At 67.6% G+C, this 15,870-nt stretch carries 15 protein-coding genes; 9 read left to right on the forward strand and 6 right to left on the reverse strand.

Annotation, left to right across the window (positions count from 1 at the left end; all coding sequences use genetic code 11):
• The gene (locus tag AB6806_RS11920) at positions 1–1,782 is read right to left on the reverse strand and encodes a tetratricopeptide repeat protein (protein ID WP_248311130.1); all 1,782 of its coding nucleotides are present in this window, start codon (positions 1,780–1,782) and stop codon (positions 1–3) included.
• Between the two features lie 473 nt (positions 1,783–2,255).
• A complete protein-coding gene (locus AB6806_RS11925; RefSeq protein WP_038360984.1) occupies positions 2,256–3,935 on the reverse strand; it encodes an electron transfer flavoprotein-ubiquinone oxidoreductase in 1,680 nt (559 codons plus the stop codon).
• A 171-nt stretch (positions 3,936–4,106) separates the two neighbouring features.
• On the opposite strand from AB6806_RS11925, the gene AB6806_RS11930 reads away from it, so the two are divergent.
• Positions 4,107–4,940 carry a uracil-DNA glycosylase gene (locus tag AB6806_RS11930; protein ID WP_142020162.1) on the forward strand — a complete coding sequence of 278 codons (834 nt, stop codon included), beginning with the start codon at positions 4,107–4,109 and terminating at the stop codon, positions 4,938–4,940.
• Positions 4,941–5,051: 111 nt separating this feature from the next.
• Complete coding sequence (gene ypfJ / locus AB6806_RS11935; protein ID WP_113253992.1) at positions 5,052–5,936, forward strand: KPN_02809 family neutral zinc metallopeptidase; 885 nt, start codon at positions 5,052–5,054, stop codon at positions 5,934–5,936.
• Positions 5,937–6,018: 82 nt separating this feature from the next.
• Here the strand turns inward: ypfJ and AB6806_RS11940 are convergent, their stop codons facing one another.
• The gene (locus AB6806_RS11940) at positions 6,019–6,954 is read right to left on the reverse strand and encodes a dihydrodipicolinate synthase family protein (RefSeq protein ID WP_370954669.1); all 936 of its coding nucleotides are present in this window, start codon (positions 6,952–6,954) and stop codon (positions 6,019–6,021) included.
• Positions 6,951–8,291: an MFS transporter gene (locus AB6806_RS11945; protein ID WP_370954670.1), complete on the reverse strand. Its 1,341-nt coding sequence runs from the start codon at positions 8,289–8,291 to the stop codon at positions 6,951–6,953. The genes AB6806_RS11940 and AB6806_RS11945 overlap by 4 nt, the downstream gene beginning before the upstream one ends.
• Between AB6806_RS11945 and AB6806_RS11950 the strand changes: the two genes are divergently transcribed.
• Together AB6806_RS11950 and AB6806_RS11955 are read left to right on the forward strand one after the other, a co-directional pair.
• The gene (locus AB6806_RS11950; protein ID WP_370954671.1) at positions 8,290–8,433 is read left to right on the forward strand and encodes a hypothetical protein; all 144 of its coding nucleotides are present in this window, start codon (positions 8,290–8,292) and stop codon (positions 8,431–8,433) included. The genes AB6806_RS11945 and AB6806_RS11950 overlap by 2 nt on opposite strands.
• 30 nt (positions 8,434–8,463) lie before the next feature.
• Positions 8,464–9,147, forward strand: coding sequence for a FadR/GntR family transcriptional regulator (locus tag AB6806_RS11955; protein ID WP_038360976.1), 684 nt, complete (start codon positions 8,464–8,466; stop codon positions 9,145–9,147).
• A 54-nt stretch (positions 9,148–9,201) separates the two neighbouring features.
• Here AB6806_RS11955 and AB6806_RS11960 read toward each other — a convergent pair whose 3' ends face one another.
• On the reverse strand, positions 9,202–9,678 hold the full coding sequence (locus AB6806_RS11960; protein ID WP_162737898.1) for a glycosyltransferase family A protein: 477 nt from the start codon (positions 9,676–9,678) through the stop codon (positions 9,202–9,204).
• Positions 9,679–9,844: 166 nt separating this feature from the next.
• Here AB6806_RS11960 and AB6806_RS11965 point away from each other — a divergent pair, with 166 nt between their 5' ends.
• The 4 genes from AB6806_RS11965 to AB6806_RS11980 all read left to right on the forward strand — a co-directional run bounded on the left by AB6806_RS11965 (position 9,845) and on the right by AB6806_RS11980 (position 14,044).
• Positions 9,845–11,008 carry a PA0069 family radical SAM protein gene (locus AB6806_RS11965; RefSeq protein WP_370954823.1) on the forward strand — a complete coding sequence of 388 codons (1,164 nt, stop codon included), beginning with the start codon at positions 9,845–9,847 and terminating at the stop codon, positions 11,006–11,008.
• Between the two features lie 195 nt (positions 11,009–11,203).
• Positions 11,204–11,815 carry a ribonuclease HII gene (locus tag AB6806_RS11970; protein ID WP_038360974.1) on the forward strand — a complete coding sequence of 204 codons (612 nt, stop codon included), beginning with the start codon at positions 11,204–11,206 and terminating at the stop codon, positions 11,813–11,815.
• Positions 11,816–12,141: 326 nt separating this feature from the next.
• Positions 12,142–13,359: a site-specific DNA-methyltransferase gene (locus AB6806_RS11975; protein WP_113253988.1), complete on the forward strand. Its 1,218-nt coding sequence runs from the start codon at positions 12,142–12,144 to the stop codon at positions 13,357–13,359.
• Positions 13,360–13,414: 55 nt separating this feature from the next.
• Complete coding sequence (locus tag AB6806_RS11980; RefSeq protein WP_142020159.1) at positions 13,415–14,044, forward strand: LysE family translocator; 630 nt, start codon at positions 13,415–13,417, stop codon at positions 14,042–14,044.
• Here the strand turns inward: AB6806_RS11980 and mutY are convergent.
• Positions 14,034–15,110, reverse strand: a complete 1,077-nt coding sequence (gene mutY, locus AB6806_RS11985; protein WP_142020158.1) for an A/G-specific adenine glycosylase — start codon at positions 15,108–15,110, stop codon at positions 14,034–14,036. The two genes, AB6806_RS11980 and mutY, sit on opposite strands and share 11 nt — an antisense overlap.
• A gap of 111 nt (positions 15,111–15,221) precedes the next feature.
• Between mutY and AB6806_RS11990 the strand changes: the two genes are divergently transcribed.
• Positions 15,222–15,857, forward strand: coding sequence for a VOC family protein (locus tag AB6806_RS11990; RefSeq protein ID WP_142020157.1), 636 nt, complete (start codon positions 15,222–15,224; stop codon positions 15,855–15,857).
• Positions 15,858–15,870: the final 13 nt, after the last annotated feature.

A 15,870-nucleotide genomic window follows, 5' to 3' on the forward strand; every position in this document is an offset into this window, starting at 1 on the left:
TCAGCCGCCGTCCTTCTTCTGCTCGGCGGGGCTAGCCTGCTCGCCCGCATTCGCCGATGGCGTATCCTCCATCCCGCGCTCGATCTTGCGCAGGATGTTCGGCAGATCTTCCGGCTCGGGCTTGAGATCGCGGGCGTGGTTCCACTGGAACTTCGCCTCGAGCTTGCGGCCGGTCTTCCAGTAGACGTCGCCGAGATGGTCGTTGATGACCGGGTCGGAGGGGCGCAATTCGGCGGCGCGCTCGATCTCGCGCGAGGCGTCCTCGTACCGGCCGAGGCGATAATAGGCCCAGCCGAGCGAATCGATGATGTAGCCGTCGCGCGGGCGCAATTCGACGGCCCGGCGCAGCATGTCGAGCCCCTCGTCGAGCTTCAGATGCTTGTCGACCAGCGAGTAGCCGAGATAGTTCAGCACCAGCGCCCGCTCGCGGCCGAGCGGATCGGGCAGCAGTTCCAGCGCCTTGCGCAGATCGGCCTCGGCATCGGGCCAGCGGTTGATGCGCTCGCGCGCGATGCCGCGGAAATAGAACAGGTCCCAGTTGGCGCGGCCGGGTACGGCGAGCTTGGCGATCGCCTTGTCATAGGTGTCGGCGGCCTCGGCGAACTGCTTGCGCGAGCGATAGATGTTGCCGAGCGCGGCGAGCGCATCGACGTCGTCGGGCCGCTCGCTGATGACCCTGTCGAGATGCTTCACGGCATCGTCGTGCTTGCCGAGATTCTCCAGCGCGAGCCCGGCCTGGATCTCGGCATTGGGCCGCAGCGGCGAGGTCATCGGCATCTTGTCGTAGACCGCGACCGCATCTTCCGGCTGACGCGAGCGCTCGAGGATGTCGCCAAGCGTCAGGATGGCGAGGTCGTGGCTCGGATCGAGAAAGATCGCCATGCGCAGATAGAGCAGCGCCGCCGCCTCGTCACCCTGGCGGTTGCCGGCGCTGGCGAGGCCGTAGAGCACCTCGGCCGCGCCCTGCTGCGGCGTCGCGATCTGGCGCGGCGGAGCTTCCTTCTTCGCGACGAGGGCCATGCCCTCGCGGATGATCGGGTGGTTCGGCAGCAGCCGGTCGAAATCGGCATAGGTTGCGGTGGCATCGTCGAAATCGCCGTTGCGGGCCTGGAAACGGGCCCAGAGATCGACGAGACGCAAGGTCGTCTTCTCGGCGTCGTAGGCGCTCTTCAGGCGCCTCTCGGCCTCCTTCCGGCGGCCGGCCGCATCGAGGATCAGGCCGGCGTGATAGTCGCGGAAGAGATTGTAGGAGGGCTCGCCCTTCAGGCGCTCCAGCGTCTCGACGGCGCGCTTCGAATTGCCCGAGCCGAGATAGGACCAGGCGGACAGCAGCGTCGCGGTGATGTCCGCGGCGCGACCGCGCCCGCCGCGCTGCAGGTGGTTGCGCGCGGTCTGGTAGCTCTTCTGCTTGATCGCGCGGATGCCGACGACGAGCTGGGCGAGGCCATTGCTCGGATCGACCTGGATCAGGCGGTCGGCGGCGCGGAAGGCGTCCGGCATCGAGCCGTCGGCCAGGAAGGCGACGAAAGCGCGTTCCAAGAGATCGTTGTTCTGCGGATCTTCCTTGACCGCCTCGCGCAGATAGACGGAAGCCGCACCCAGATCACGCGAGGCGCCGGCCACGATCGCCGCGAGGTAATTGCCTTCGAGGCTGTCGGCGGGCTCAAGCGATTCGGCGGACCGTGGCGTCGCGCCCTGCGCAGCGGCGGCCACCGGCAAGGCCAGGACCAAAGACAATGCAGCAGCCGTGCCGGAGGCACGCACCTTCTTCAAAAATGTCACGACTGCCATTCTCCCTCGGTCCGCCGCCCCGCTGTTCCGGGGCGCTCTTCCAGCGGACCGTGATCGCTCGCGTAGGGGGTCAAGATGGCGGTTTCCGGGCGAGCGGGCAAGCCGGGCCCGGCGCGAATGCGGCACTTTCGTAGCGACCGCGCAACAGTTGCCGAAAACCCGCTCCCCAAAAGGAGCCATGAAGCAATCGCCAGTCTTCGGCGCGGGATATCCGGGCTATATTCCTGCGACCCGCAGTTCCGGCGGGCGCTCTATTGGGGGTCATTCCAATGAAAAAGATTGTTCTGAGCTTTGCCGCCGTCGCTCTTCTCGCCGGCTTCGTCGCCGGCTGCGCCACCACCGAGGTGAAGGAAGCCCCGAAGGTCGTACGCAAGGGCTGATCGCCCCTCGCGTAAAACAAAGGGCGCGTCGCGAGGCGCGCCCTTTTCATTTGGGGAAGGCCGGCAAGCAGCCTCGCCGAGCGATCACATATTCGCGTAGCCCGGCCCGCCACCGCCCTCGGGCACCGTCCAGGTGATGTTCTGGGCGGGGTCCTTGATGTCGCAGGTCTTGCAGTGGACGCAGTTCTGCGCGTTGATCACGAAGCGCGGATTGCTTTTCGTCTCCGCGTTCTCATAGACGACCTCGTAGACGCCGGCCGGGCAATAGAGCCGCGCCGGTTCGCCATAGAGCGGAAGGTTCTGCGTGATCGGCACCGACGGATCGGTGAGCTTCAGATGGGCCGGCTGGTCCTCCTCGTGATTGGTCGAGGAGAGGAAGACCGAGGAGAGCTTGTCGAAGGAGATCTTGCCGTCCGGCTTCGGATAGCTGATCGGCTTGACCTCGGCGAGCGGCTTCAGCGTGGCGAAGTCCGGCTTGCCGTGCTTCAGCGTGCCGAAAGGCGACCAGCCGAAAAGCTGGTTCAGCCACATGTCGACGCCGCCGAGCCCGATGCCGATGAGCGTGCCGAACTTCGACCAGAGCGGCTTGACGTTGCGGACCGGCTTCAGATCCTTGCCGATGGCGCTGTCGCGCCAGCTCGTCTCGATCTCGACGACCTCGTCATGCTTGCGGCCCGCCTGCAGCGCCGGCACCAGCTTGTCCGCCGCGAGCATGCCCGACAGGATGGCGTTGTGGCTGCCCTTGATGCGGGGAACGTTGACGAAGCCGGCGGCGCAGCCGATCAGCGCTCCGCCCGGGAAGGTCAGCTTCGGCACCGACTGGTAGCCGCCCTCGGTGATGGCCCGCGAGCCATAGGAGAGGCGCTTGGCGCCCTCGAAGACGTCGCGGATCATCGGATGGGTCTTGAAGCGCTGGAACTCGTCGAAGGGCGAGAGCGTCGGGTTCTGGTAGTTCAGATGCACGACGAAGCCGACGGTGACGAGATTGTCGTCGAAATGGTAGAGGAAGGAGCCGCCGCCGGTGCCGTTGTCGAGCGGCCAGCCGAAGGAATGCTGGACGCGGCCCTTGTGGAACTTCTCCGGCTTGACCTGCCAGAGCTCCTTCAGGCCGATGCCGTATTTCTGGGGCTCGCGCCCCTCGTCCAGCGCGAATTTCCTGATCGCGATCTTGGAGAGCGAGCCGCGCGCGCCCTCGCCCAAGAGCGTGTAGCGGCCGCGCAGCTCCATGCCGCGGGTGAAGCGCTCGGAAACCGTGCCGTCCTTGGCGATGCCCATGTCGCCGGTGGCGATACCCGCAACCGAGCCGTCCTCGTTATAGAGCAGCTCGGCGGCGGCGAAGCCGGGATAGATCTCGACGCCGAGCGCCTCGGCACGGGCGGCAAGGAACTTCGTCACCAGCCCGAGCGAGCCGACGAAATTGCCGTGGTTGTTCATCAGCGACGGCATGGCGAAATTCGGCAGGCGGATGCCGCTGGGCTCGGTCAGGAAATAGAAGACGTCTTCCTTGACCTCGGTGGTCAGCGGACGCTCCGGATCGTCGCGCCAGTCCGGCACCAGCCGGTCGAGGCCGATCGGGTCGATGACGGCGCCGGAGAGGATATGGGCGCCGACCTCGGCGCCCTTCTCGACGACGACGACGGAGACGGATTCGTCGAGCTGCTTCAGCCGGATCGCAGCGGCCAGGCCCGCAGGGCCGGCGCCGACGATGACGACGTCATAGTCCATGCTCTCGCGCGGTTCGCTCTGCGCTTCCTTCAGATCCATCCCGTCCTCCGCACGCGAAAACGCGCTGCCCAGATAGTTTATATGTAAACTGTTTTGCCCGTTCGTTCAACGACGGGCGCTGATCAGTCTGGAAACCCTCTATCCAAGCCTATGCTCCATTTTGCAACCGCGAACGCTCGCGAAGCGGCTCGACAGGGTATAGGATGAGCCATGAGCTTCTCCGATGCAGTCTCTCCCGACGAGCCGGGTCCCTACGAGCTCCTGAGCTGGTACGCCGAGATGGGCGTGACCGAGGCGCTCGACGAGGAACCGCACGACCATTTCTCCGCGCCCGCGCCGCCGCCCGCGCAGCGTCCGTTCGCCACCCTGGCCGGGCGCGTTCCGGGAGGTGCTCCGCCGCCGGCGAGCCGGCCGATCGCGGCTGCGGCCACCGCCCCCGACGATGCGACGCTGACGGCCCGCGCCCTGGCGCGCGAGGCGCACACGCTCGACGAGCTGAGGGCGGCGCTGGCGACGTTCGAGGGCTGCGCGCTCAAGGCCACGGCCAAGAACCTCGTCTTCGCCGACGGCAATCCGGAAGGCCGCGTGATGATGGTCGGCGAGGCGCCGGGGGCCGATGAGGACAGGCTCGGCCTGCCCTTCGTCGGCCGGTCCGGCCAGCTCCTCGACCGCATGCTGGCGGCGATCGGACTCACGCGGAAGGACGACGTCTATATCGCCAACCTGCTGCCCTGGCGCCCGCCCGGCAACCGCACGCCGACGCCGCAGGAGGTCGCGATCTGCCTGCCCTTCATCCAGCGTCAGATCGAGCTCGCCAACCCCGAGATCCTGGTCTGCATCGGCGGCCCCTCGGCGCAGGGCCTGCTCGGCTTCAAGGGCATCCTGGCCTCGCGCGGCAAATGGGTCGAGTACGACACCGGCTCGCGCCGCATCCGCGCCATGGCGACGCTGCACCCGGCCTATCTCCTGCGTCAGCCCCTGCAGAAGCGCCTGGTCTGGCGCGACCTGCGTGCGCTCAAGACGGCGCTGGAGGCGGAGGCCTGAGCGGTTGTAAACCGCCGCAGTCACCTCGCGTTCAGCCATCGCCCGCAAAGACAGCTTGAGTTCGCCGTCTCTCTTGGCGAGATTGCGAAGAGTTTCGTCGGGGACCTGACCATGCAGTGGGAAGATTACCGCCAGTCCGACAATCTCGAGGACAGGCGGGGAGGTGGCGGTGGCGGCTTCGCCGGCATGCCCGGCGGTCGCGGCGGCATCGGCATCGGCACGATGGTGGTGCTCGGCCTGCTCGGCTGGGCGCTGGGTATCGACCCGCGCCTGCTGATCGGCGGGGCCGAGATGATCGGCGGCATCGGCGGGCGCGAGCAGACGCCACAGACGCGCCAGTCCTCCGGCCCGCCGCAGGACCAGATGGGCCGCTTCGTCTCGGCCGTGCTGGCGCAGAACGAGGACGTCTGGACCAAGCTGCTGCCGCAGCAGGCCAACACCCGCTACCAGGCGCCGCAGCTCGTGCTGTTCTCCGGCGTCAACCGCTCCGGCTGCGGCGTGGCGCAGTCGGCGATGGGGCCGTTCTATTGCCCCAACGACCGCAAGGTCTATCTCGACACCTCCTTCTTCCAGGAAATGCAGCGCAAGCTCGGCGGTGGCGGCGACTTCGCCTATGCCTATGTCATCGCCCACGAGGTCGGGCACCATGTCCAGAACCTGATCGGCATTCTGCCGAAAGCGAATCAGCTCCGCGAGCGTTCCTCCGAGCGCGATGCCAATGCGATCTCGGTCAGGATCGAATTGCAGGCGGACTGCTTCGCCGGCGTCTGGGCCCACAACATCCAGGCGATGGGCCGGCTCGACCAGGGCGATATCGAGGAAGCGATCCGCACGGCCTCGGCCATCGGCGACGACAAGCTGCAGAAGGCGGCGCAAGGCGTGGTCGTGCCGGATTCCTTCACACATGGCTCCTCGGCGCAGCGGACCAAATGGTTCAACACCGGCTTCCAGTCGGGCTCGATGCAGAGCTGCGATACGTTCAGGAATCAGATCTGACAGAGACAGGAGCGCAAGCCTGATGGCCGGCTTGTGCTCCTGAAGGGCCCCCGGTCCGGGGCGCCGGACATGAGCGCTCCGGCTAGACCGGCTTCTTCCCCGCGGAATTCGGGGCCGCGAAGGCGCCCAGCCGCTTCGCGTGGGCCTCGACCAGCGAGAGACCGAAGTCCGTCGGCCGCAACGCCGGTGCCCGGTCGAAGACCGGAAGGCCTGTGCGGGCCGCGAAGAGGCGCTTGCCATAGCAGATCAGGTGCTCGAGCCCCTGCATCACGAAGGTGATGGCCGGCAGCACCTGCGCGTACATCTCCTCGGCCTGCGCCTCCTCTCCGGCGCGGAAGCGCTCATAGATGCGCACGGCATGATCGATGCAGTCGGGTGCCAGGATGAAGCCAGCGCACCCGGCCCGCAGGCTCTCGATCAGTTCCAGGCCGGCGCGACCGTTGAAAACGGGCACCCGCCCTTCCGTGAGCTGAATGACGCGCTCGATCTCGACGGCCGATCCCTCGCCCTTGAGCAGGCTGATGTTCGGATATTCGCGGGTCAGCACGCGGATATCCTCGGCCGTCAGGCCGCGCCCGAGAAAGGCGGGCGCGTTCTGGATCGCCACGGGGATCGTGCTTTTCTCGGCCACGCGGCCGAAGAAGCGGATGTATTCGCCGGCCGGGAAACTCCCGACCGCCGGCGGCTGCAGGATGACCCAGTCGGCTCCCACATTTTCCGCATGGCGCAATTGGGCGACCTGCTCGGCGACCGAATTGCCTGAGATCGTGAAGGCCAGGGGAACCTGCCCGCCAGTATCCTCCGCCACCCAGTCCATGACGGTGCGACGCTCGCCCTCGGAGAGCTTGGCGACCTCCGTCGCCAGGCCGAGCGCCGCCATGCCATGGACCCCGGCTGCGAGGCACAGCTCCGTCTGCCGCCTCATGGCGGCGCGATCCAGCGCCTCGTTCTCGTCGAACAGCGCATAGGCGATGGCATGGATGCCATGCAGCGCTGCGGTCTTGCCGGCCGGGATCATGGGGTGCCCCGTCCCGCCCGTGCGAGCCCATCGTCCTGCACGGCATCGATCATCCGACGGCGCGGAGCCAGGACGATGCCCAGCAATCCGCCGATCACCAGAGCGATGGCGACGACCAGGAGCGCGACGTTGAAATTGCCGGTTGCGTCCTTGATCCAGCCGATGACCGGCGGGAGGCCCAGCCCGGCCAGGTTCGCCACCGCATTGATCAGCGCGATCGAGACGGCGGCAGCGATGCCGGAGACGTATTCGGTCGTGACCGCCCAGAAGACCGGGATGGCGGCCCAGTTGAGACCGATCGACAGGGCCAGCAGCAGAAAGGCCACTGTCGGCTGGCCCGCGAGCTGGACGGCGACCGCCAGAACCAGACCGGCCAGGACCAGCGGCAGGCCAAGATGGAGCGCCCGCTCGCCGCTCGCATCCGAATGGCGCCCGTTGAAGAACATGAAGATGCAGGCGACGAGAAACGGCACGGCCGAGAGCAGGCCGACCGTCATGTTGCTCTGACCCGATACCGACTTCACGATCAGCGGCAGGAACAGCGTGATGCCGATGGTGCCGAAGGCCTGCAGCAGCCAGAACAGCGCCAGCAGCCAGACCCTGCCGCTGGTGAAGGCCTGACGCCACCCGGCCGTATGCGACACCGGGGTGGCGGACTGCTCCTGCGCCAGCGTCTTTTCGAGCCAGTCCCGCTCGGCCGGCGCGAGCCAGGCCGCATCCGCGGGCCGGTCGGTCAGGACTTTGAGCGTGACGAAGGCCAGCAACACCGCCGGGATGCCTTCGATCAGGAAAAGCCAGCGCCAGCCCCCCATGCCGTGCCAGCCGTCGAGGCCGAGGAGCAACCCCGACAATGGCAGGCCGATCACCGAGGCGAGCGCCGCACCGATATAGAAGAACGACATGGCATTGGCGCGCTCGCGCGACGGGAACCAGCGCGCCAGGTAATAGATCACGCCGGGGGTGAAGCCGGCTTCCGCTGCACCGAGCAGCAGGCGCATGCCGTAGAGCTGGTTGGCGCTGGTGACGAAGGCCATGCCGGCGGCAATGACGCCCCAGCTCAGCATGATCCGGGCGATCCAGCGGCGCGCACCGACACGGGCCAGCACCATGTTGCTGGGAATTTCGAACAGGATGTAGGTCGCGAAGAAGATGCCGGCCGCCCGGCCGTACATCTCGGCTGTGAGGCCGAGCTCGGCATTCATCTGAAGCGCCGCCACCGAAATGTTCGAACGGTCGATATAGGCGATCAGATAAAGCAGCATCAGGAAGGGCAGCAGGCGCCAGCCGACCCGCCGCATCGTTTCCGCTCGATTCACAGTCCCTTCGAAGGTGGCCATGGCCCAACTCCTCCCGAGTGTTGGTGACCGCGATCTTCTCGCCGCGGCCCTTCAAACATCCGATGTAAAACATATGATGTTTGACCGCAAGCATGCGGGACACGAAGCCCGCTTGCTTGTGACGCAGGACGGCGGCGGCTAAGAAGCCTCCGAACCGCATCGCTCGAGGCTCATGACCAACCGCAAGCCCGCCCGGACCAGCAGCGTGGTCGAAAGCCTCGGCATCGAGATCGTCGGCGGCAATCCGCCGCCGGGCGGTGCGCTGGCCGCCGAACCTGCTCTCGAAGCGCGCTTCCAGGTCAGCCGGGGCGTCGTGCGGGAAGCCGTCCGGATCCTGGCGGCAAAGGGGCTGGTCAGCGTGCGCCAGCGCCACGGCACGCATGTGCGCCCGCGCCATGAATGGAGCTGGCTCGACCGCGACCTGATCGGCTGGATCGCCGCCAGCGGAATCAGCCGCGCCGATCTCCTCGCCTTCGCCGAGGCGCGCCGCATCATCGAGCCGGAAGCGGCCGCGCTCGCAGCCACGCGCGCGACCAACGTGCAGCGCGACGCGATCAGCGCAGCCTATGCGGCCATGGTCCGCGACCGCCACGATCCCGCCCGCGCGATCTCAGCCGACAAGGCCTTTCACCTGGCGGTTCTGGACGCCACGCATAATCCCGTCCTGCAAAGCCTTCACGGCGCGATCGACGCGCTGCTCAGCGCGATCTTCGATTTCACTGTGACCGTGTTCGAGGGAAACCTCGACAATCACGGCGCCGTCGCCGCCGCCATCCAGCGCGAGGACGCCGATGCCGCGCGCCAGGCCATGCGCGCCTTGCTGAACTATACGGGCGACTATCTCGAACATCGCTGATGCGTTCGCGCTCCTGCGCAGCCGCCTTGCCGGGCCATTCGCCCCGACGGCCAGCTATCCGCTCACGCGCTCCCGCCCCGTCTGCAGCCGCCGCGGCGCATGGCCGAGCCGGCCGGCGAGCACCGCGCCCTTGGGCGCGATCAGGCCCGCACGCAGCCGCCGGCCGCCGAAGGAGATCGCGGCGCGCTCGCGCAAGGAGGCGGCGAAGCCGCGCAGCGGCAGCAGCGCCGGCGCATCGGGCGCGAGCAGGAGGTGCCGTTCGACCGCCTGCGCCCAATTGAGCTGCGGCACGTCGCCGGCATCGAGCAGCAGGAGCCAGTCGCCGCGCGCTTCCTTGGCGCCAAGATGCCAGCCTTCGGCGTTGCCCGCGCGCAGATAGCTCGCACCCGTCGCATCGGCGATGCGCGCGAGACCGTCCGCGCCGACGGTGTCGACGACGACGGCATGGCCAAGGAATCCCTCAGCCACCGCCGGAATCAGCACGGCGAAGGTCGCGGCGATGGCTTGCGCCGAGCCGGGCGCACGGATCACGGCTGTGAGCATCTGCAATGTGTATGGCGCAGCGCAACACGTCGCAATCCTGTCACTTGCCTTTTGTTCCCGTTATGTTCACATTCGAGACCAATGATGGACGCCGATTCCCGGCGTTCGGCAGGATGGAACAGCCATGCCCCAGGCCAGACCGACTTCCCGGCCGATGCCGACGGCCCTGCCGCTGCGGCGGCAGGGTAGCGAGCCGGTGTCCGCCTCCGTGCGAATCGCGCCTGTCGATCCGCTCGCCCATGTCGGCAGCAGCATCGATCCCGAGCGGCGGCGCGGGCGCGGCGCCACGATCAATCCGGGCGGGCGCTACGAGGCCGAACAGCGCGTCGCGGAAGATGACGGCTGGGGCTCGCTCGGCGACTTGCCGGCGTTCAAGACCGAGATCGCCTATGAGAAGGCGCGCAGCATCATCACGCGCAACGACTCGCCGGACATCTCCTTCGACCGCTCGATCAATCCCTATCGCGGCTGCGAGCATGGCTGCGTCTACTGCTTCGCCCGGCCGACCCATGCCTATCTCGGCCTTTCGCCAGGGCTCGACTTCGAGAGCAAGCTGACGGCCAAGCTCGATGCGGCGCAATTGCTGGAGAAGGAGCTCTCCGCTCCCTCCTACCAGCCGCGCACCATCGCCATCGGCACCAACACCGACCCTTACCAGCCGATCGAGAAGAAGCTGCGCATCATGCGCCAGGTGCTGGAGGTGCTGGCAAAGTTCAACCATCCCGTCGGCATCGTCACCAAATCGGCGCTGGTGCAGCGCGACATCGACATCCTCGCGCCGATGGCGGCGAAGGGGCTCGTCAAGGTCGCGCTTTCGGTGACGACGCTCGATCCGAAGGTCGCGCGTGGGATGGAGCCGCGCGCCGCCTCGCCGCCGAAGCGGCTGGAGACGATCCGCAAGCTCTCGGAAGCCGGCATTCCGGTCACGGTGCTGGTGGCGCCGATCGTCCCGGCGATCAACGAGCACGAGATCGAGCGCATCCTCGATGCTGCCAAGGCCGCGGGCGCGCAAGAGGCTGGTTACGTGCTGCTCAGGCTGCCGCTGGAGGTGCGCGACATCGTGCAGGAATGGCTGCTCACCCATCACCCGGACAAGCTGCGCCATGTGATGTCGCTGATCCGCTCGACGCGCGGCGGCAAGGATTACGATTCGCAATGGGGCCAGCGCATGGTCGGTTCCGGCCCCTATGCCTGGATGATCGGCCGGCGCTTCGAGATGGCGGCCGAGCGCATCGGCTTCAACACAGCGCGCAGGCGGCTGCGTACGGATTTGTTCGTCAAGCCGGAGAAGGAGAAGGCGCAGTTGAGCTTGTTCTGACGCGCGAGCAGTGCCGGCCTACTGAATGAAGCCCTCCTTCTCGGGCGAAGCGAAGCGCCGACCCGAGAATCTCTCGCCCGAGAGGATTCCAGAGCCCCCTGCGGCGAGAGATGCTCGGGTTGCGCCCGCGCATGACGGAGGGCGTGCGCTCACGTCGCTCTGGCTCCGAATCGGACTCTGTTGCATAAGCCCGCCATGCCTGCAGACTTCACCCGCGAAACGCTTGCCATCGCCGACGGCCGCTGGCCGCTGGCCGGCATCGACGAGGTCGGGCGCGGGCCGCTCGCCGGGCCGGTGGTGGCGGCTGCGGTGATTCTCGATCCCGAGCGCGTGCCGGCCGGGCTCGACGATTCGAAGAAGCTGCCGGCACCCCTGCGCGAGGAGCTCTTCGCGGAGATCATGGAGCGGGCGCTCGCGGTTTCCGTCGCCAGCGCCACCGCGGTCGAGATCGACGCCGTCAACATCCGGCAGGCGACGCTGCTCGCGATGCGCCGGGCCGTGGCGGCGCTGCCGCTGGCGCCGCTGCATGTCCTGGTCGACGGCAACGATCCGCCGGTGCTGGCCTGTTCCTGCGAGGCGATCATCCAGGGCGACGGGGCAGTGGCTTCCATCGCGGCCGCCTCGATCGTCGCCAAGGTGACGCGGGACCGGATGATGGCGCGGCTGTGCCGGCGCTATCCGGCCTATGGCTTCTCCGGACATGTCGGCTACGCGACGCCGCAGCACCGCAAGGCGATCGCCGAGCACGGCCCCTGCCCCGAGCACCGTTATTCCTTCGCGCCCGTGAAGGGCGTCTGGTTCCGGTAGGGATCGCCAGGCGTCATCCTCAGGCGAAGCGCAGGCCCGAGAATCTCAGGCAAAAAAGGCGCCAGAACCTCCTTCGGCAGGAGATGCCCGGTTCAGGCCCGGGCATGACGTTGGCCGCAGGCCGCAAGCCCATCGAAGCCGCCACCCCCTGCCCCAACGGGAGGTCCGCAGGTTAACGTGCGTTTACGAATTTCTCTTTCTTGCCAATGGCCTAGGCAAAAACTGCAGCCCCAGAATGGGACGCATTTTTTTCAAACCGGAAACCCGGCCTTTACCCTGACTCGCCAGTATCGCCCTCGTTGAAGTTGCGTAACGGTCTTGGCGTCATGGGTATCTCGCGTACCGGGACCGCCAGCGCTCCCGTCCGGATTCAGGTTTCGCGTACCGGACGGCCAGCGCTGGGGGCTCGGATGAAGGCCAAGGGCCTTCACGATCATAACCTCCTCGAACAGGGCGGCATTCCTGCGGCATTGCCGCTGGATCAGGTCATCGTCGGCGACTGCGTCGCGGCGATGAATGCCCTGCCGCCGGGGAGCGTCGATCTCGTCTTCGCCGATCCGCCCTATAATCTCCAGCTCGGCGGCGATCTGCGCCGGCCCGACGACAGCCTCGTCGACGCCGTCGACGACGACTGGGACAAGTTCGCCTCCTTCGCCGAATACGACGCCTTCACCAAAGCCTGGCTCGCGGCGGCGCGGCGGGTGCTGAAGCCCGATGGCGCGCTCTGGGTCATCGGCAGCTATCACAACATCTTCCGCGTCGGCGCGATCCTGCAGGATCTCGGCTTCTGGATGCTGAACGACATCGTCTGGCGCAAGGCCAACCCGATGCCGAATTTCCGCGGCCGGCGCTTCACCAACGCGCATGAGACGCTGATCTGGGCGGCGCGCGGCGAGCAATCGAAATACACCTTCCACTATGAGGCGCTGAAGGGCGGCAATGACGACCTTCAGATGCGCTCGGACTGGTATCTGCCGCTCTGCACCGGCGACGAGCGCCTGAAGGGCGCCGACGGCGCGAAGGTGCATCCGACGCAGAAGCCCGAGGCGCTGCTTGCCCGCGTGCTGCTCTCGGCTTCCAATCCCGGCGACGTCGTGCTCGATCCCTTCTTCGGCACCGGCACGACCGGTGCCGTCGCCAAGGCGCTGGGCCGCCATTTCATCGGGCTCGAGCGCGAAGCCGTCTATGCGAAGGCTGCGCGCGAGCGCATCGCGGCGGTGAAGCCGCTGCCGCCTGAAGCCTTCGCCACCGCGCCGTCGAAGCGCAGCGAGCCGCGCGTGCCCTTCCTCAGCCTGGTCGAGGCCGGGCTGGTCAAGGCGGGCGAGACCGTCATCGACGACAAACGCCGCCACAGCGCCGTCATCCGCGCCGACGGCACGCTGTCGGTCGGCCCCGCCATCGGCTCGATCCACAAGGTCGGCGCGCTGGTGCAGGGCCTGCCGAGCTGCAATGGCTGGACCTTCTGGCATGTCGAGCGCGAGGGCAAGCTGATGCTGCTCGACATGCTGCGCGGCGAGATCAGGGCGCAGATGGCGGCGGCCTGAGCCGATCGCCGGCACGGTTCATGCTTAACCCTGCCCTACCGGCAGGAGACCGCTCATGGACCCCGTCACACTCGATCTCGGCACCCTCGCGGCCTTTGGCGCAGCGTTCTTCGTCTTCGCGGCAAGCCCGGGCCCCGACAATATGACGATCGTGGCACGCACGCTCTCGCATGGAGCGGCTTCGGGCCTCGCCTATGGTCTGGGCACCGTGGCCGGAATCCTGATCTTCCTGATCCTCGCCGCCTTCGGCCTGTCGCTGCTGGCTGCCGAGATGGGCACCGCGATGACGGTCCTTCGCTATGTCGGAGCGGCCTATCTCGTGGTGATGGGAATCATGCTCTGGCGCGCCGATCCGGTTCTGCCGGGTCCCGGCGGGGAGACGGAGCGGCGCGCGCTCGTGCCGGTCTTCCTGACGGGGGTCGCGCTCAATCTCGGCAACCCCAAGATGCCGCTGTTCTATCTGGCACTGTTGCCGCATGTGGTCGGCCCGCAGCTGACGCTCTCGCAGGTGGCGGTGCTGGCCGGCGTCATCCTGCTGGTCGAGGCGGTGGTGATCGGTGGACATGTCCTGCTCGCCGGCCGGGCGCGGCGCTGGCTGCGCACGCCGGCCGCCGTGAAAAGGATGAACCGCGCCGCAGGCGGCGTGATGATCGGCACCGGCTCCGTGGTGGCGGTCACGCGCTGAGGCCGGTGACCTTCACGCCGGCGGCGGCCAGCACCTTAACCATCACGCCCGACAGAGGCTCTTCGGCGAGCCGGCCCAGCGGCGTGAAGCGCATGCCCGCAGGCGCCGGGGTCTTCGCCGGCACGGCCCCGGTGAAGACCGTCAGCTCCAGCGGAAAATGCGTGAAGACGTGCCGGACGGGCTGCGGCACTTCCGTCCAGCGCAGCGGCAGCGGGGCGTCCTGCGCGGCCCCGTCGAGCTCGTAATCGGCACGCCATTCGCTTGTCGGCACTTCGGCCATGCCGCCGAGCAGGCCCTTGGCCGGTCGCGTGCGCAAAAGGATCGCACCATCGGCGCGGGTCAGCACGAAGGCGGCGCCATAGCGCGTCTGCCCCGCCTTCTTCTTCGCCTTGCGCGGGAAGCTCTCCTGCGTGCCTTCGATCCGCGCCCGGCAGGGCTCGCGCCAGGGGCAGAGCCCGCAGGCCGGGTTGCGCGGGGTGCAGATGGTGGCGCCGAGGTCCATCAGGGCCTGCGCGAAATCCCCGGGCCGGCCGGCCGGCAACAGCGCCAGCACCTTTTCGCGGATCAATGGCCGCGCGCCCGGCAATTCGTCCGCGATGGCGAAAAGCCGGGTCATCACCCGCTCGACATTGCCGTCCACGGCCGCCGCCGGCCGGTCGAAGGCGATCGCCGCGACGGCGCCGGCCGTATAGGCGCCGATGCCGGGCAGCGCGCGCAAGCCCTCCTCCGTGTCCGGGAAACGGCCGGCGTGATTCTCCATCACCGCCTTCGCGCAGGCATGGAGATTGCGGGCGCGGGAATAATAGCCGAGGCCGGCCCAGGCCTGCATGACCTCTTCCGAGGGCGCCCGAGCCAGAGCCTGCACGGTCGGAAACCGCGCCATGAAGCGCTCGTAATAGGGCTTCACCGCCGTAACCGTCGTCTGCTGCAGCATGATCTCGGAGGCCCAGACGCGGTAGGGATCGGGCCGCTCGCCCGCCTCCGCGCGCCAGGGCAAGGCGCGGCGATGCCGGTCGTACCAGGCGAGCAGATCGGCGGCGCGGGGCATCGGAACGGAGGCGTCCATCCAGCCGGTTTAGCGCGTGGCGGCGAGGCTGCGAAGAGGCGTGCGACGGCACTGTCACATCAACAATTGCCTGCTGTGGACAGCGGGCATGATCACCCGCAGTGATGAAGCATGCTCAAGCTCGACCACCTCACCGTCATCGCCCCGACCCTGGCTGAGGGCGTCGACCATGTCCGCGCCTGTCTCGACATCGACGTCCCCTTCGGTCAGCGGCATGCCTATATGGGCACGCACAACCGCCTGCTGCAGCTCGGGAACATGGTCTATCTGGAGATCGTCGCGCTCGATCCGGATGGGCGCCGGCCCGACCGCGCGCGCTGGTTCGGCCTCGACGACCAGAAGCAGGTCAGGCGGGATTGGGATACCGGCCGCCGGCTCCGCGGCTGGGTGGCCAGAACCGACGACATCGATGGCCTCCTCAGGGGCCGCGAGCAGATTTTCGGGAGGAAGATCGCGCTGCCGATGGATGCCCCGAGCTTCGATTTCGCCATCCCGGACGATGGCGCGCTGCCCCCGGACGGTGCCCCATCCATCATCGACAGGCGGGGCAAGCCGCGTTCGATGGCGAGCATGGCCGATCTCGACGCGCGGCTGCTTTGCTTCTGGTTCGAACATCCTGAAGCCGGAACGATGGGGACGCTGTTCCGCGAGCTTGCTGTCGACCGTCCACCCATCGCGGTTCCGGGGCCCGAATTGCGCTATGGCGCCCTCATCGAGACGCCGGGCGGGGTCAGGGAGCTTTTCTGAATTGTGCGCCTAG

Source organism: Allobosea sp. RCC_152_1, assembly GCF_041360765.1.
Taxonomy (GTDB): Bacteria; Pseudomonadota; Alphaproteobacteria; order Rhizobiales; family Beijerinckiaceae; genus Allobosea; species Allobosea spartocytisi.